Origin of the sequence: Pseudonocardia xinjiangensis (genome assembly GCF_050948425.1) — a bacterium.
Taxonomy (GTDB): Bacteria; Actinomycetota; Actinomycetes; order Mycobacteriales; family Pseudonocardiaceae; genus Pseudonocardia; species Pseudonocardia xinjiangensis.
On sequence record NZ_CP192009.1, the window covers coordinates 6393028 to 6409520 of the forward strand.

Sequence of the window (16493 nt, forward strand, 5' to 3'; positions counted from 1 at the left end):
CGAGGAGAACCCGACCCAGACGATCGACCCTGCGACGGAGCCGTTCCCGCCGGACCCGCAGACGATCGACCGCCTACTCGGTGGAGCGCACCACGACCCGCACTCAGTGCTCGGTGCCCACCCGCACCCGGACGGCACGGTCGTCCGGGTGCTGCGCCCGCACGCCGACGAGGTGCACGTCGTCCGCGAGGGCGGCGAGGGCCACCCGCTCGTCAAGGTGCACGAGGCCGGGCTGTTCTCGGGCGTCGTGCCCGGGCCGCCCGCCGACTACCGCCTTGCGGTGCGCTACGGCGAGCGCGTCGACATCGTCGACGACCCGTACCGCTGGTTGCCCACCCTCGGTGAGATCGACCTGCACCTGATCGGCGAGGGCCGCCACGAGCGGCTGTGGGACGTGCTCGGCGCCCATGTCCGCCACTACGAGACCCCCGCAGGCCCCGTCACCGGCACGAGCTTCGCCGTGTGGGCGCCCACCGCGCAGGGCGTCCGCGTCACCGGCGACTTCGACGGCTGGACGGGCTGGGCGCACCCCATGCGCGTGCTGGGCAGCTCCGGGGTGTGGGAGCTGTTCGTCCCGGGCATCACCCCGGGCGTCCGCTACAAGTTCCGCATCCTCGGCAAGGACGGCCGGTGGCGCGACAAGGCCGACCCCATGGCCTTCCGCACCGAGATCCCGCCGGCCACGGCGTCGGTCGTCGACGTGTCGGAGTACGAGTGGGGCGACGAGGAGTGGATGGCGGCCCGCGGGCTGCGCCAGGCGCACGTCGAGCCGATGAGCGTCTACGAGGTGCACCTGGGCTCGTGGCGCCAGGGCCTCACCTACCGGGAGATGGCCCAGGAGCTCGTCGAGTACCTCGGCGAGACCGGCTTCACCCACGTCGAGCTGCTGCCGGTGGCCGAGCACCCCTTCGGCGGGTCCTGGGGCTACCAGGTCACGTCGTACTACGCGCCGACGGCACGGTTCGGCACCCCCGACGACTTCCGCTACTTCGTCGACCACCTGCACCGCCACGGCTACGGCGTGATCGTCGACTGGGTGCCGGCGCACTTCCCGCGTGACGAGTGGGCGCTGGCGAAGTTCGACGGCACACCGCTCTACGAGCACGCCGACCCGCGCCGCGGCGAGCAGCCCGACTGGGGCACGCTCGTGTTCGACTTCGGGCGCACCGAGGTGCGCAACTTCCTCGTCGCCAACGCGCTGTACTGGCTCGAGGAGTTCCACATCGACGGCCTCCGGGTCGACGCCGTGGCGAGCATGCTCTACCTCGACTACTCCCGCCCCGAGGGCCAGTGGCTGCCCAACGTGCACGGCGGCCGGGAGAACCTGGACGCCGTCGCGTTCCTGCAGGAGATGAACGCGACCGTGTACCGCAACCACCCCGGCGTCATCACGATCGCCGAGGAGTCCACGGCGTGGCCGGGCGTCACGCGGCCCACCCACCTCGGGGGCCTGGGCTTCGGCTTCAAGTGGAACATGGGGTGGATGCACGACACGCTCGACTACGTCGGGCGCGACCCGATCTACCGGGGCTACCACCACAACCAGATGACCTTCTCGCTGATGTACGCGTTCAGCGAGAACTTCGTGCTGCCGCTGTCGCACGACGAGGTGGTGCACGGCAAGGGCTCGCTGTGGACCAGGATGCCGGGCGACGAGTGGAACAAGGCCGCGGGCCTGCGCGCGATGCTCGCCTACATGTGGGCCCACCCGGGCAAGCAGCTGCTGTTCCAGGGCGGCGAGTTCGGGCAGGAGCGGGAGTGGTCCGAGCAGCGTTCGCTGGACTGGCACCTGCTGGAGGACCCCCTGCACCAGGGCATCAAGACGCTCGTCGGTGACCTCAACCGCACCTACCGGGCCACCCCCGCCCTGTGGACGAAGGACGCCACCCCGGAGGGCTTCTCCTGGATCGACGCCAACGACGCGTCGGGCAACGTCCTGAGCTTCCTGCGCCACGGCGTCGACGCCGACGGCAAGCCCACCGTGCTCGCCTGCGTGGCGAACTTCTCGGGCACCCCGAAGCCGGACTACCGGGTCGGGCTGCCCTTCGCCGGCCGCTGGCGGGAGGTGCTCAACACCGACGCGCAGATCTACGGCGGCTCGGGAGTGGGCAACCTCGGGGCGGTGGAGGCCGAGTCGGCGATGTGGCACGGCAGGCCGGCGTCCGCCGTGCTGCAGCTTCCGCCGTCGGGTGTGCTGTGGCTGGTTCCCGAGCCCTTCGAGGGCGCGGTGCGCAGGCGCGGCATCGCGGCGGCCGAGGCCTCGGCGCTGGAGGCCACCGCCCCCGCTGCCAGCGCTGCAGCTGCCGCTGCCGCTGTAACTGCCACCGTCGATCCGGCCGATGCCACCGCGACCGGCGAGGACGACGTGGTCGACCAGGCCCCGGCGGCGCCCGTCACCGACGAGCTCCCCGAGGTGGCCCCGCCCGTCCCCGACATCTCCGTCGAGGACGTAGCGGCCGCCGACCCGCGGGTGGCTCAGGAACCGGAGGACGGCACCGAGGGAGTCGAGACCGGCGTAGTGACCGTCGAGTCGTCGGATCTCGCCGTGCCGTCCGCCACGTCCGAGCCGTCGGGCGCCACCGCGTCCGCCGAGGGCGGGCGCAACAACACCGCGCGCAACAACACCGCCCAGTAGCCGAGCAGGATCGCGCAGTAGAGGGACCGCCCGACATCCGGCCAGAAGCCGGCGGGCGGCCACTCCGCGTTCCACGACACCGGGATGACGATCACCGACAGCGCGACGGCCGCGATCGCGCCCTGCCGGAGCGCGATCAGCACGAGCACGCCCGGCCAGAGCAGCATCAGGTAGTTGTGCCAGGAGATCGGGGAGACGAGCAGCCCCGCGGCGACCACGGCCCACGGCACGGTCCCCGCCGGGTCGATGCGCTCGCGGTGGCGTCCGACCCAGGCGAGGGTGCCGACCAGGACGACGGCACCGAGCAGCGTGCCCAGCACCGACGGCACGCCGAACCGGACGGCGAGCCCGGGCAGCGAGGCGTTGTCCACCGTGTCGGGCACCGGCTCGGTGACCGCGATGCGCAGCCATTCCAGCCCGCTCGACGGCCCGGCCACGAGCACTCCCAGCAGGGTGGCGGCTGCCGCGGCGACCAGCCCGGCCCGTAGCGGCACCCACCGCCGCTGCACCGCGGGGAGCAGCAGCAACGGGGCGAGCGACGGTTTCAGCGCAACCGTGATCCCGAAGATCACGGCGGCGACCACCGGCCGTCCCCGTCGTTCGGCGATCCAGCCCGCCACCAGCCCGACGAGCAGCAGCGGATAGATCTGGCCGAGCACGAGCGTCCCGTGCAGCGGCGACGACGCCAGTACCGCCAGCACGGCCAGCGCCGTGGCCCCCCGGCGCAGGCGCAGCTCACGGGCCACGGCCAGCACCGCAGCCACGACGAGCACGAGGGTGAACGCGGCGAAGATCCGGTACGCGGTGAGCGAGGAGAACCCGGCCAGCGGCGTGAGCAGCAGCGTGAGCAGCGGCGGGTTGAGGTTCGTGAGCTTGGCGGGGGTCTTGTAGATGTCGGCGCCGTGGGTCAGCGCGACGGCCGAGTGCCAGAACGTGTCGAAGTCGACGTGCAGCTCGCGCATGTCGGGAGAGGGCAGCAGGGTGACCAGGGCATCGGGATGCCGCACGGTCAGCACGATCGCCGTGACGACCGACGCCAGCACGAGCAGACCGGCGATCCCCCACCGCACGACCACCGCCCGGTGGACGTGGGCCCCCCTCATCAACGACACGGTGCCTGACGCTATCCCGCCCGGTCGTGTCGGGCCGAACCGCTCCCCCGGAGCGCGCCGTCGCGCGATGATGTTCGGCGTGCGCGCCCTGTCACGGCCCCGACCGTCTGCCACCGCAGTGTTCGCCGTCGCCATGGGCGTACTCGTCACGGGATGCACGCAGGCCGTCCCGGGGCGGCCCGATGCAGCCCGGCCGCCGGTCACCGTCTCCGCCGCTCCCGCGCCGTCACCCCAGGCCCCGGTCCCGCTGTCCCCGGACGGGGTGGCGACGGCGGCCACGGGCGCCATCCAGGACGTCTGGCGCGGCGCCTTCCCTGCCGCGTTCGGGCGCCCGTGGAACGACATCCGCACGTTCGCGCCGGTCCGGACCGGCCACCCCGCCACATCGAGGCCACCGTGCGTGGAGCGGGTCGCCGACCTCGTCGGCCAGGCGTTCTACTGCCCCACGGCGGATGCGGTGGTGTGGGACGCCGACACCCTGCTGCCCGACCTGCACCGCCGGTTCGGGAGCGCCGGGGTCATGGTGGCGCTGGCCCACGAGGTGGGCCACGCCGTGCAGTCCCGGCTCGGGATCGACGCGGCGCAGGCCGGTGACCCCGGCCGGTACCCGGCGGTCCTGCTGGAGACGATGGCCGACTGCTACGCCGGGGTCGTCTTCGCCGAGCTGGCCGAACGGCCCGTCGCCGGGCTCGCCGTCGATCCGAAGGCCCGCGACGCCGCGCTGCTGGCGCTCGTCGGGTTCCGCGACCCCCTCGGCGTCCTGCCCGGCAACGACAGTGCACACGGCAACGCGTTCGACCGGGTCTCGGCGTTCCAGGACGGCTTCCGGGACGGCGCCGCCCGCTGCTCCGGGATGACCGTCGACAACCGCTCGTTCACGCAGCGCCGGTTCGGTTCGGCCGCCGACCAGGCCCGTGGCGGCGACCTCCCCCTGCCGGTGCTGCTCGAGGCCCTGCAGCAGGACGCAGACCAGTGGTTCGGCGCGCTCTCCCCCGGCTGGCGGGTCCCCCCGATCGGTGGTGCGAGCTGCCCGGCCCACGTGCCCGTGACCCAGGGGCCGGTGCGGTTCTGCGCGGCCGACGGCGTGCTGTCCATCGACCAGGGCGCGCTCGACACCCTGCACCGCGAGGTGGGCGACTACGCGGGCGCCACGCTGCTGGCGAGCCGGTACGGCATCGCCCTGCTGGCTGCGCTCGGCGCCGGGACCGAGGGGCCGGCAGCCGGCGCGGCGGCGGTGTGCCTGGCCGGTGCGTACACGGGCGCGCTGGTCGAGCCCGACGGCGGGTTCACCCTCTCTCCCGGCGACCTCGACGAGGCCGTGCAGGTGTTGCTGACCCACGACTGGGCCGCCCGCGACTCCGCGGGCGGCGTCGACACCACCGAGAGCGGCTTCGACCGCGTCAGCCGGTTCCGCGACGGCCTGCTCGGCGGCCCGCACGGCTGCCTGCCGAACCGCTGACGGGTGCGCGTGCACGCTTGACGCCCCCGCCTGCGGAGGGGAGGGTTGCCGAGTGGATCTCCGCAGAGCGGCGCTGCTCCGGCGCCCCCTCTACGGCGAGTGCTACGACCGGGGCGACGCCGACTGGTGATTCGGGCCGTGCACGCCCGTCCCCGTACCCGTCGTCCCCGGAAGGTCGTCCTGCCATGTCCACGTCCACCGTGGCGGATTTCGTCGCCGCGCTGCCCAAGGTCGAGCTGCACCTGCACCTCGTCGGATCCGCCTCGCTCGACACCGTGCTGACCCTCGCGCGGCGCCACCCCGATGGCGGCGTTCCCACCGAGCTCGACGCGTTGCGTCGCTTCTACACGTTCACCGACTTCCCGCATTTTCTCGACGTCTACCGCCAGGTGAACCTGCTGGTCACGGCGGCGGACGTCGTGACGCTGGTGACCGAGCTGGCCGCGGACCTCGCCGCCCGCACCGTGCGCTACGCCGAGGTGCAGGTCACCCCGGTGCGCCACCGGATGGGCGGGGTGGGCTACGACGACCTCGCGCAGGCCCTCGTCGACGGCCGGACCCTCGCGCGGGAACGGCACGGCGTGGAACTGGGCTGGGTCTTCGACGCCGACGCCATCCTCGGCCCGGCGGGCGCCGAGGAGACCGTCGACTTCGCCGTCGGGCACCGCCCGGACGGCACCGTCGGCATCGGGCTGGGCGGCTCGGAGCTGGGGGTCAGCCGGGCCGACTTCGCGCCCGCGTTCCACCGGGCCGTGGCCGCCGGGCTGCACAGCCTGCCCCACGCCGGGGAGACCGTGGGGCCGGGCGAGATCTGGGCCGCCCTCACCGAACTGGGCGCCGAACGGATCGGGCACGGCATCGCCGCCGCGCAGGACCCGCGGCTGCTCGAGTACCTGGCCGCCCACCACATCCCGCTCGAGGTGTGCCCGACGTCCAACCTCCTGACGGGTGCGGCGCCCTCGCTCGCCGCCCACCCGCTGCCCGCGCTGGTGGCCGCGGGCGTACCGGTCACGCTCGCGACCGACGACCCGGGGATGTTCCAGACCGACCTCGACGCCGAGTACCGGCTGTGCCACGACGTGTTCGGCATGGGCATCCCGCAGCTGGCCGAGATCGCCAGGACCGGGGCGCGGGCCGCGTTCTGCTCGGACGAGCTGCGCACTCAGATCCTCGCCGAGATCGACGCCGTCGAGGCCGCCGCCTAGGCGAGCCCGGCCGGGTGGCCGGTCTCTCGCAGGGCCGGGTAGCGGGGCAGCTCTATCGCGTCCGCCGGCGGGGCGATGACCCGCCCGGCGACGCCGCCGAGCCGCCTGGCGAGGGGGCTGCCGGCCAGCCGGACCGCGGTCCGCAGGGCGGCGACCCCCGCGCGGGACCGAGGATGGGCGATCGCGGGGACCCCGGGAAGGAGCTTCTGGGCCCGGTCGGCGTAGGGCCGCATGAGCGTCTCGAATCGCGCGAAGGCCCGGAGGGGATCGGGGGCGCTCGCGAGCTCCCCCGCGAGCACGTAGGCGCCGACCAGGGACAGGCTGGTACCCATCCCGCTCAACGGCGACGGGCAGTAGGCGGCGTCGCCGACCAGCCCGACCCGCCCGCGGCTCCAGCGGGGGATCCGCATCTGGCCGACCGCGTCGAAGTAGAACGCGTCCCGGTCGAGTGCTGCCAGCACGCGCTCGGTCTCCCAGCCCGCGCCCCGGAACGTCCGCCGGAGGATGCGCGCCTGGTCGGCGGGGGCGAGGTCCTCCAGCCCGCCGACGGACGAGGCGACCGAGAGGGTCGCCCGGATCGTCCCGTGGTTGTCCGGACGCAACGTCACCTGGCGCCCACCCGGGGCGAAGTACCAGCGCCACCAGTCGTCGTCGGCGGCCGTGCGCTCGATGGTCAGGTAGGCCATGTAGAGGCCGAGCCCGGTGGCCTCTGCGTCGGGGAGCACCAGCGATCGCGTGCGCGAGGTCAGGCCCTCGGCCACCACGACGGCGTCGAAGGTGCGCGCCCGCCCGTTCAGGAAAGAGGCCGTCACCGCGTCGCCGGTGTCGTCGAGGGCGGTGATCTGGTCACCGAAGACGTACTCGACGTCGCGGGCGGTGCTCTCGTGGAGCAGGCGCGCGAAGTCCCCGCGCAGAATCTCCATCTCGGCGGTCAGGCCGTCGCCGTCGGAGGTGCCTGCCGCGAAGGACGCGAGCGACCGGCCCTGCCCGTCGACGATCGTGCTGCCCAGCTCGCCGGTGCGCGCGGACAGGGTCTGCTCCTCCAGGCCCATGCGGCGCACGACCTCGCGACCGGCCCCGCGGACGTCGATGTTCTGCCCGGCCTCGCGCAGGCCGTCGAACCGCTCGACGACCGTCACCGCCCAGCCGGCCCGGTTCAGCCAGTAGGCCAGGGCGGGCCCCGCGATGCTTGCGCCCGAGACCAGAACGCTGCGAGAAGCCATCAGCCACCTTCGGTCCGGCCCGTGGCCGGTTCGGACGGGTAGTTAGACCATCTAGTATCTAGATTGTCTAACATGTTTCGGCCGGGTGCGCGCGGCGGACGGGAGCGGGATGGGCGGAACCTCGGGCGGCGGCGAGCTGGACCAGCTGACCGTCGCGGTACGGCGGCTGGGCGACGCGGTACGGCGGCTGGGCGACGCGTCGCGGGAGCTGAACGCGCGCAAGGCCCGCGAGCTCGGGATGAACACGACCGACATGACCGCGCTCTGCCTGCTCGAGCAACACGGACCGATGGGGGTCGTGGACCTCGCGCGACGGCTGGGCATCCGGGCGGCGTCGGGAAGCGCGATGCTCGACCGGCTCGAGCGGGCCGGCCACGTCCACCGGGCCCACGACGCGCGCGACCGGCGCCGCGTCACCGTCGCGATCACCGACGACGCCCGGTGCACGAACGCCGAGGCCTGGCACCCCGTCATCTCCGCGATCGACGAGGTGTCGGGCTCCCTGCACCCCGACGAGCGCGCCGCCGTGCTGGACTACCTCCGCCGCGTCGCCGCGGCGATGGAGGACCGGTAGCTCGGCCCGTCGGGGGGCAGGTGGGGTTGGCGGCTCAGAAGAGCGCGCGGGCGAGGGATCGCCGGCTCGCGGTGACCCGGGGGTCGTCGGCCGGGAACAGCTCGAACAGCCCCACGAGGTGCTCGCGAACGCGGTCGCGGTCGTCACCAGCGGTGCGCGCGACCGTGGCCACCAGCCGCGAGAAGGCCGCCTCGACGCGGTCGGTGGCCACCTCGGCGTCCGCGGCGGCCAGCTGGGCGTCGACATCGTCGGGAGCGGCGTCCGCGCGGGCGATGGCCGAGGGGTCGGCACTCTCCGCGCGGGCCAGGAACCGCACCTGCGACAGAGCAGCAGCGGCCTGCTCGTTGGCCGGCTCGACGGCCAGGATCTGCTGGTAGGCGTCCTCCGCGGCCGCGTAGTCGCCGCGTTCGAGCGCGTCCTCCGCCGCGGTGAAGCGCGGGTCCTCCGGCTCCTCCACCGGCTCGTCCACCGCCCCGGCGCCTGCCTCCGCCTGGGCGATGGCGGGCATCCGGTCACGCAGGGCGTCGAGCAGCGCGGCGATCCACTGGCGCACCTGGGGTTCGGGCAACGCCCCGTTGAACGCGTCCACCGGCTGGCCCCCGACGACGGCCACCACCATGGGGATCGACTGGACCCCGAAGGCCTGCGCGATCCGCGGGTTGGCGTCGACGTCGACCTTCGCCAGGATCCACGCGCCGTTGCCGGCCTCGGCGAGGCGCTCCAGCACCGGCGAGAGCTGCTTGCACGGGCCGCACCAGGTGGCCCACAGGTCGATGACGACCGGGACCTGCATCGACCGTTCGAGAACGTCGGTCTGGAAGGTCTGCTCGGTGACATCGATGACGAACGCGCTGCTGCCAGCGTGTTCCGCTCCCCCGGACGCCGGCTGCGGGCGGGCCGCGGCCTCCGAGCGGGCCTTCAGGGCGGACAGGTCGACCGCACCGGCCATGGCGGACGACAGTGCGGCCGTTCTGGCCGCCTGACGAGGATCGGGTCGGGACACGTGTTCATCCTGCCATCGGCCGCATCCGCCGTGCCTGTCTGGTGCCCACGCCGCACGGCGGCCTGCGGAGCGGTTTCGCGCTCACGTCACCGGCACGAGCGGACGCAGTCCCATCGGGTTGGCCGCGAGGAACCCGCCGGCTCCGATGATGGCGCTGACCAGCGGGGCGACCAGGTCCACCAGCCGGTCGGCCGCCGCGGCCCCGATCGCGGCCACCGGCGGGTCGGCGAGCGCGTCGGTACGGGCCTCCACCTCGGCCCGCACGGCGCGTCCGGCCGGCGTCAGCGCCCCCTCCTCGAGCAGGCCGCGCTCGGAGAGCCGGCGGGCCGCGTCCGTCCACTCCTCCTCCGACCAGCCACGGCGCCTGCGCAGCCACTCCGCATCCATCGCGTGGTCGGCCGCGAAGAGGACGAGCGCCTCGCCGGGATCCAGCCCGGCCGTGAGCAGGGCGGCGACGTGCCCGTCGCCCCGTTGCTCGCGCAGGACGGTCTGCGCGTGCCACAGCACGAGGTGCGGTGCCTCCGGCCACTCCAGGGCGAGGTTGGCCGCGGCGAGCGGACGTCCTGCCGTGGGTGCGGCCAGCGCCGCGTCCCGTGCGATCGCGGCCACTGCGGCCATCTCGGGGGAGCCGAGCACCTCCGCACCGAGCAGCCGCCGCAGTGCCGCGTCGACCGCCTGGAGGCGGAGGTCGAGGTAGCGCTCGGGACCCGCCAGCTCCCACACGGCCGGCACCGACCTCGCGACGAGCCCCGGATGGAAGTTGTAGAAGAGAGCCGCGACGAGCTCGGCAGCCGCCGGCCCGAGCGGAGCGGCGCGCAGCGCGAAGTAGCTCATCCAGTAGCCCTTGGTGCCCAGTGCTTCGCACGCCGCCTGGCACTCCGGTGCGAAGTACACGACCGCATGCACCGGCTCCAGCGCCCGCCACATCCGACGGGACCGATGATCGTCGGTGGCGCCCGGAATCTCGTTCATCGCACTCCTCGCAGTTTGTTGATCGACATTCCCACCCGGCGTCACGACGGGGAGAACCCGCGCGGAAGTTCACCGGTCCGGTCGTTTCGGTGACCCTGCGCAGTCGAGATTCGAAATCCCGTCATCCGTCGGGGCCAGATGGTCACCGGACTGGCAGAACACCGGGGACGCCCGGGCAATCGTTGAGAAGGGTACGAGTGATCAATGGTCGCTCTGCGTCGAATCCACTGCCGCGGGTACGCGGCCTCCCCCTCCAAGGAACCCGCATGAGCACGGAGAACACCGTTGCCGACCGCCTCCTCCAGGACGCCCGGAGGAGGACAGCCAAGAGTGAGAGCCCGAAGCTCGGGAAGGCGGCCCTGATCGTGGGCGTGGTCGCCGTGATCGTCAGCCCGGTTCCGCTCATCGCCTGGATCCTGGGCGCCACCGCACTGGGCCTCGGCAGCGCGGCCTCCCGCCGCCCCGTTTCCGCGAAGCGGGCCAAGATCGCGATGCTTCTCGGCACGGCCGCCATTCTGCTCGGCGTCTTCTTCTTCACCCTGGTCATCAGCCGGGGCTGAGTAGTTCCTCCGTTTCCGGGCCGAACAGGCCGGCGCTGCGGCGCCTGCCCGTTCGGCCCGGACGCGGTTCAGCCCTTGTCCAGCGCCGCCTCGACCCGCTCCACCTTGGCCGTCAGCTGGCCGGAGTGACCGGGCCGGATGTCGGCCTTCAGCACCAGGCTCACCCGGGGGGCGTGAGCCTGGACCGCTTCGACGGCCCGCTTCACCACCTCCATGCCTTCGTCCCACGTCTCGGATTCGATCGTGGTGAACATCGAGGTGGTCTCGTTGGGCAGCCCGGACTCGCGGACGACGCGGACGGCCGCCGCGACCGCCTCGCTCACGCTGTCGGTGCCGGAGTTGCCGCCGGACGGGGCGATGCTGAATGCGAAGAGCATGGTCGCCAGCCTGCCGCAGCAAAGGCGACGACCGCGACCCCGAGCGTGCACCTCACTGCTAGCGTCGCCGGTCATGGCCACCCACGACCCGCTTCCGTTCGACCCGATCCTGCGGGCGGCGGCGATCTGGGACGAGCGGATCGGACCCGCGCGCACGATGGCCGCGGTGACCAGCGTGATGCGGGTGCAGCAGATCCTTCTCTCCGCAGTGGACGGGGCACTGCGCCCGCACGGTCTGACGTTCGCCCGGTACGAGGCACTGGTGCTGCTCAGCTTCTCCCGCACCGGCAGGCTGCCGATGCGGGTGATGGGTGAGCGCCTCCAGCTGCATCCGACGAGCGTGACCAACATCGTGGATCGACTGCAGGCCGACGGGCTCGTGCGCCGCATCCCGCACCCGACCGACCGGCGCGCGACGCTGGTGGAGATCACCGAAGCCGGCACCGCCATCCTGGAGGACGCCACGAAGTCGGTGACCGCGATCGAGTTCGGCCTCAGCGGCCTCGCTCCGGAGCAGGAGACCGAGCTGACCGACCTGCTCGCCAAGGTGCGCAGGGCAGCGGGCGACTTCGACTGAGGCGGCCCGCCGCCGCGCGAGCCCTCACGCCGACGGCGGACCCACGCGCCCTCCGGCGCCCCCGCCCCGCCCGGCCCCCGGCCGTCGCCGGTGGCGCCGACGACCGCCGGGCCACGACCGCATGGTGCGGCTGCGCGTGGACCGCGTGGCCGCGCGGCGCCCGGCCCGGCGCCGCCCTCCCGCGTAGTAGCCGCTGACCGCTCCCCCGGCCGACCCCGCGAGCACGCAGACCGAGTACGTCGTCAGATCCATCGTCGTCCCCCCTCCACCGCTGTTGACGCCTGTTGCGGCAACAGCGTTGACAGTAGGTGGCGACCCCGACAGTCTGAGCGACGACGGAGAGATCGACGGCGAGGAGCTGACGTGCGAGGCCGGATCCTGCTGGGAGCCAGCGTGCTCGCTGCCCTCGTCGTCACCGCGTGCACCACGGTGGTGCTGATGCTGGTCGAGCCCGCCGTGTCCCCGGCCGAGGCGATCAAGACCGGTGGCCTCAGCGGTGGCGCCGTCGTCGCCCTCTACGCGCTCTGGCTCAACGACCGCAGGCGCCGCACCGAGGAGGCGCGCCACGAGCTCGAGACCGAGAAGGTGGCGGACGAGCGCTTCGCACGGTCGGTCGAGCTCCTGGGCAACGAGGCCGACCAGGTGCGCGTCGGCGCACTGCACGCGCTGGTGTGGCTCGCCGAGTCCAGTCCCCGCTACAAGCAGACGGTGCTCGACGTGCTGTGCGCGTACCTGCGCAGGCCCTTCTCGCATCCGAGCTACGCACTGCGGGCTGACGACCCCGACCAGGCGCCCGCCACCGGGGGCGCCCCGGACGCCGACCTGGAACGGCAGGTCCGGCTCACCGCCCAACGGCTGATCACCGATCTGCTGCCGTGGGGGATGAACCACGACCCACGCGCCTACCATCTGGATCTCACCGGCGCGAGCCTCGAGTACTTCCGGCTGGAGGGCCGCAGGATCGGGCGGCTCACGGCCCGGCGCACGCGGTTCTACGGCATCACCCGGCTCGGCGGCGTCGAGGCGAGCAAGCCCGCGATGTTCTCCGGTGCCTCCTTCCTGGGCAAGGTGGACATGCGCGACTCCCGGTTCGGCGGAGGGGTCTCCTTCCAGGGCGCCACCTTCTGCGGCGAGGCGGTCCTCCAGGGCGCCTCCGCTGCCACCTTCGTCGATGTCGACAGCACACCACCGGAACGGCACTCCGGTGTCCTCACCGTCGCCGAGGGCACCAGGGTGGCGGGCGACCGGGCGAGCTGGCCGCTCGCCTGCACGCCGGCATGACCAGCGGCGCGGGGTCCACGAGCCTGCGGTCCGCCAGGGCGGCGCTCAGCTGGTCCCAGGCCGACGCGGCCAGGCAGCTGGCGGCGCTCGGCCGCGCCACGGGCACCCCCGTCGCGGCCGCGGCGAGCCTGAAGACGCTCCTCTCCCGCTGGGAGAACGGCCACGCCCTGCCGGAGCCGCACTACCGGTCGCTGCTGGCCGAGCTGTACGGCCGCTCCCCTGCCGATCTCGGAATCGCCGGGCCGCCACCGGCCGACGCCGCCTCCACGGCACCCGCCCGGCTCCGGGCGGCGGTCGCCGCGGCCGCAGCCGTCGGCGACACCGGTGTCGAGCTGTGGTGGGAGCAGCTGGCGATCGCCGGCCGGCTCGACGACGAGGTGGGCGCAGCCGGAGCGGGCGAGCTGGTGCGCGCGCTGGTCGAGCAGCTCGACGAGACGCTCGTCCACAGCCTGGTGGCCGGCCACCGGGTGGAGGTGGCGGCCGTGCTGGCCGGGGCCGCAGCACTGGCCGGGGCCCAGGAGCTCGACAGCGGCCGCCCCGACGAGGCCTGGCGCCGTTACGACCGCGCCCGCACCGCCGCGCGGGAGGCCGGCCTTCCCGAGGCCGTCGCCGTGGCCGGGCAGGCCGCCGTGCTGGTCGACGTCGGTGAGCCCGGCGCCGCCGTCGAGCTGCTCGAGCGGGCCGGCCCGGCCACCTCAGCGCCCGCCCAGGTGCGGCTGGAGGCCGCACATGCCGTCGCCCGCGCCGCGGCGGGTGACGACGCGGCCGCCCGCCGGGCCATCGCGGCGGCCGAACAGCGGCTGCGGCGTGCACCGGTCGACGTCGTCGCTCCCCGCGGCATCCCGGTCGTCGAGCTGGCCGACCTGCACCGCTGGCACGGCCGCACCCTGGTCGAGCTCGGAGACGCCACGGCGGTCGGGCCCCTGGAACGGGCACTCGCCTCCGCTCCCCGATCGGTCCGCCATCGGGCCGCCGTCCACGCCGACCTCGCGCTCGCACTCGCGCCGGCCCGGCCGCTCGACGCGGCCGAGCACGCCCGCCGGGCGAGGGAGCTCGCGCGACGCATCGGCTCGGAGCAGACCACCGCCCGCCTGGCCGCACTGAGCCCGCCCCCGTAGCTCGCCCGGGTACATGTCTCCGGGTCGGTGGGCCAGCCGGCGAGTCGCCCGTCCCGCACGCGAGTCGCCCGTTCTGCGTCCGCGAGTCGCCCGTTTCGTGCGCGCGAGTCGCCCGTTTCCTGCTGCAGGCCGCCAACGTCGTGGTCCCGTGTCGCTGTTGTGCGGCCGCAGATACCGCGTCGTGTGTCCATGACGCGGCCGGGGCGTCAGGGTCAGGGTGGGGTGACCTCGGCCGTCAGCTCGTCGGCTGCGCGGTAGGGGTCCAGCTCGCCGTCGAGCACCCGCCGCGCCAGATCGCGGAGCCCGTGCACCCCACGGAGGTCGCCGATCCGGGCGCGGACCTGGTCGAGGGTGATGGCCTCGATCTCCGCCTCGGCGCGCCGGAGCCGCCGCCGCTCCCGCTCGCCCACCGCGTCGAGCCAGTCGCGGTGGGCGTCGAGTGCGGCCACCAGGTCGCCGACGCCCTCCCCGCGCGCGGCGACGGTGCGCACCACCGGTCGCTCCCAGCCGCCGGCCGGGGGCTCCCCGAGCGAGAGCATGTGCCGCAGGTCGCGGATCGCCTGGTCGGCGCCGTCGCGGTCGGCCTTGTTCACCACGAACACGTCGGCCACCTCGAGGATCCCCGCCTTGGCCGCCTGGATGCCGTCGCCCGTGCCGGGGGCCAGCAGGACCACCGTGGAGTCGGCGAGCGAGACCACCTCCACCTCGGACTGCCCCACCCCGACGGTCTCGATCAGCACCACGTCGCAGCCCGCCGCGTCGAGCACCCGCAGGGCCTGCGGGGTGGACCACGCCAGGCCGCCCAGGTGCCCCCTGGCGGCCATCGAGCGGATGAACACCCCGTCGTCGGTGGCGTGCTCTCCCATCCGCACCCGGTCGCCGAGCAACGCGCCACCGGAGAAGGGCGAGGACGGGTCGACGGCCAGCACGCCGACGCGCCTGCCCTGGGCCCGCAGCGCGCGGACCAGCACCGATGTGGAGGTCGACTTGCCGACACCCGGTGGCCCGGTCAGGCCCACCACGTGGGCACGCCCGGTGTACGGGGCAAGTGCGGCGGCCACCTCACGCAGCTGCCCGGTGTCGCCGCCGTCCTCCACCAGGGAGATCAGCCGCGCGACGGCCAGCTGTTCACCACGCCGGGCCCGGCCGACCAGGTCGGCCACCGCCACCCGGCGCGCCATGGCAGTGGGGGTCGGCTCGCGGGGTCAGCTCGCCGCCGGCACGCGGATGACCAGGGCGTCGCCCTGCCCACCGCCGCCGCAGAGCGCCGCCACGCCGACACCGCCACCACGGCGCCCGAGCTCCAGCGCCAGGTGCAGCGCGAGGCGGGCACCGGACATCCCGATCGGGTGGCCCAGCGCGATCGCGCCCCCGTTGACGTTGACCTTCTCGGGGTCGACTCCCAGCTTCTTCGTGGACACCACGCCCACCGCCGCGAAGGCCTCGTTGATCTCGATGAGGTCGAGGTCGGAGACGTCGATGCCCTCCTTGGCGCACGCGGCCCTGATGGCCTGGGCCGGCTGCTCGTGCAGGCTCGCGTCGGGGCCGGCGACCACGCCGTGCGCCCCGATCTCCGCGATCCAGGTCAGCCCGAGCTCCTCGGCCTTCGCCCGGCTCATGACCACCACCGCGGCGGCGCCGTCGGAGATCGGCGAGGACGAGCCCGCGGTGATCGTGCCGTCGGAGGAGAAGGCGGGGCGCAGCTTCCCGAGGCCCTCGGCGGTGGTGGTGCCGCGGATGCCCTCGTCGGTGTCGACGACGACGGGATCACCCTTGCGCTGGGGCACCGTGACCGGAGTGATCTCCTGGGCGAACGTCCCGTCCACCGAGGCCTTGGCCGCGAGCTGGTGCGAGCGGGCGGCGAACGCGTCCTGCTCCTCGCGCGTGACGTCGTAGCGGGAGTTGTACTTCTCCGTGGACGCACCCATCGCGACCTGGTCGAAGGCGCAGAAGAGGCCGTCGTGGGCCATGTGGTCGAGCATCGTGACGTCGCCGTACTTGAACCCGGCGCGGGACTTGGGCAGCAGGTGGGGAGCCTGCGTCATCGACTCCTGGCCGCCCGCCACCACGATGTCGAACTCACCCGCCCGGATGAGCTGGTCGGCCAGTGCGATGGCGTCGAGCCCGGACAGGCACACCTTGTTGATGGTGAGCGCGGGAACGTCCATCGGGATGCCTGCGCCGGCGGCCGCCTGCCGGGCCGGGATCTGGCCGGCGCCTGCGGTGAGGACCTGGCCCATGATCACGTACTGGACCTGGTCCGGGGCGACACCCGCCCGTTCGAGCGCCGCCTTGATGGCGAAAGACCCGAGCTGGGCCCCACTGAAGTCCTTCAGCCCACCCGAGAGCTTTCCCATCGGGGTACGGGCCCCTGCCACGATCACGGATCCGGACACG

Annotated in this window: 15 protein-coding genes and 1 pseudogene; 8 read left to right on the forward strand and 8 right to left on the reverse strand. The window is 73.8% G+C overall.

Annotated elements, in window-relative coordinates; genetic code table 11:
• Positions 1-22 precede the first annotated feature (22 nt).
• Positions 23-2212 (forward strand): annotated as a pseudogene (gene glgB / locus ACQPZA_RS30060) (1,4-alpha-glucan branching protein GlgB); the annotation flags it as partial.
• Between the two features lie 263 nt (positions 2213-2475).
• Here glgB and ACQPZA_RS30065 read toward each other — a convergent pair.
• A complete protein-coding gene (locus ACQPZA_RS30065; protein ID WP_433283053.1) occupies positions 2476-3738 on the reverse strand; it encodes a glycosyltransferase family 87 protein in 1263 nt (420 codons plus the stop codon).
• An 88-nt stretch (positions 3739-3826) separates the two neighbouring features.
• Between ACQPZA_RS30065 and ACQPZA_RS30070 the strand changes: the two genes are divergently transcribed.
• Together ACQPZA_RS30070 and add are read left to right on the forward strand one after the other, a co-directional pair.
• A complete protein-coding gene (locus tag ACQPZA_RS30070; RefSeq protein ID WP_433275478.1) occupies positions 3827-5206 on the forward strand; it encodes a neutral zinc metallopeptidase in 1380 nt (459 codons plus the stop codon).
• 185 nt (positions 5207-5391) lie between these two features.
• Positions 5392-6411 carry an adenosine deaminase gene (gene add / locus ACQPZA_RS30075; protein ID WP_433275479.1) on the forward strand — a complete coding sequence of 340 codons (1020 nt, stop codon included), beginning with the start codon at positions 5392-5394 and terminating at the stop codon, positions 6409-6411.
• Here the strand turns inward: add and ACQPZA_RS30080 are convergent.
• Positions 6408-7634: an FAD-dependent monooxygenase gene (locus tag ACQPZA_RS30080; RefSeq protein WP_433275480.1), complete on the reverse strand. Its 1227-nt coding sequence runs from the start codon at positions 7632-7634 to the stop codon at positions 6408-6410. The two genes, add and ACQPZA_RS30080, sit on opposite strands and share 4 nt — an antisense overlap.
• A gap of 109 nt (positions 7635-7743) precedes the next feature.
• On the opposite strand from ACQPZA_RS30080, the gene ACQPZA_RS30085 reads away from it, so the two are divergent.
• The gene (locus ACQPZA_RS30085; protein WP_433275481.1) at positions 7744-8208 is read left to right on the forward strand and encodes a MarR family winged helix-turn-helix transcriptional regulator; all 465 of its coding nucleotides are present in this window, start codon (positions 7744-7746) and stop codon (positions 8206-8208) included.
• A 34-nt stretch (positions 8209-8242) separates the two neighbouring features.
• Here ACQPZA_RS30085 and ACQPZA_RS30090 read toward each other — a convergent pair whose 3' ends face one another.
• A complete protein-coding gene (locus ACQPZA_RS30090) occupies positions 8243-9157 on the reverse strand; it encodes a tetratricopeptide repeat protein (protein WP_433275482.1) in 915 nt (304 codons plus the stop codon).
• 135 nt (positions 9158-9292) lie between these two features.
• Entirely contained in the window at positions 9293-10183 is an 891-nt protein-coding gene (locus ACQPZA_RS30095; RefSeq protein ID WP_433275483.1) for an SCO6745 family protein, read from the reverse strand.
• A 266-nt stretch (positions 10184-10449) separates the two neighbouring features.
• Between ACQPZA_RS30095 and ACQPZA_RS30100 the strand changes: the two genes are divergently transcribed.
• Positions 10450-10743, forward strand: coding sequence for a hypothetical protein (locus tag ACQPZA_RS30100; protein WP_169394372.1), 294 nt, complete (start codon positions 10450-10452; stop codon positions 10741-10743).
• Between the two features lie 68 nt (positions 10744-10811).
• On the opposite strand, the gene ACQPZA_RS30105 is transcribed toward ACQPZA_RS30100, so the two are convergent.
• The gene (locus ACQPZA_RS30105) at positions 10812-11120 is read right to left on the reverse strand and encodes a thiamine-binding protein (RefSeq protein ID WP_169394371.1); all 309 of its coding nucleotides are present in this window, start codon (positions 11118-11120) and stop codon (positions 10812-10814) included.
• 73 nt (positions 11121-11193) lie between these two features.
• Here ACQPZA_RS30105 and ACQPZA_RS30110 point away from each other — a divergent pair, with 73 nt between their 5' ends.
• Positions 11194-11697 (forward strand): MarR family winged helix-turn-helix transcriptional regulator, encoded by a 504-nt coding sequence (locus ACQPZA_RS30110; RefSeq protein ID WP_169394370.1) that lies wholly within the window; start codon positions 11194-11196, stop codon positions 11695-11697.
• Between the two features lie 24 nt (positions 11698-11721).
• Here ACQPZA_RS30110 and ACQPZA_RS30115 read toward each other — a convergent pair whose 3' ends face one another.
• The gene (locus tag ACQPZA_RS30115) at positions 11722-11949 is read right to left on the reverse strand and encodes a hypothetical protein (protein ID WP_433275484.1); all 228 of its coding nucleotides are present in this window, start codon (positions 11947-11949) and stop codon (positions 11722-11724) included.
• 111 nt (positions 11950-12060) lie between these two features.
• Here ACQPZA_RS30115 and ACQPZA_RS30120 point away from each other — a divergent pair, with 111 nt between their 5' ends.
• Positions 12061-12978 carry a pentapeptide repeat-containing protein gene (locus tag ACQPZA_RS30120; protein WP_433275485.1) on the forward strand — a complete coding sequence of 306 codons (918 nt, stop codon included), beginning with the start codon at positions 12061-12063 and terminating at the stop codon, positions 12976-12978.
• Positions 12975-14096, forward strand: a complete 1122-nt coding sequence (locus tag ACQPZA_RS30125) for a helix-turn-helix domain-containing protein (protein WP_433275486.1) — start codon at positions 12975-12977, stop codon at positions 14094-14096. Before ACQPZA_RS30120 ends, ACQPZA_RS30125 begins: the two co-directional genes overlap by 4 nt.
• Positions 14097-14308: 212 nt before the next feature.
• Here ACQPZA_RS30125 and meaB read toward each other — a convergent pair whose 3' ends face one another.
• Both meaB and ACQPZA_RS30135 read right to left on the reverse strand, forming a co-directional pair.
• The gene (gene meaB / locus ACQPZA_RS30130) at positions 14309-15277 is read right to left on the reverse strand and encodes a methylmalonyl Co-A mutase-associated GTPase MeaB (protein ID WP_433275487.1); all 969 of its coding nucleotides are present in this window, start codon (positions 15275-15277) and stop codon (positions 14309-14311) included.
• Positions 15278-15301: 24 nt separating this feature from the next.
• A complete protein-coding gene (locus ACQPZA_RS30135) occupies positions 15302-16492 on the reverse strand; it encodes an acetyl-CoA C-acetyltransferase (protein ID WP_433275488.1) in 1191 nt (396 codons plus the stop codon).
• Position 16493: the final 1 nt, after the last annotated feature.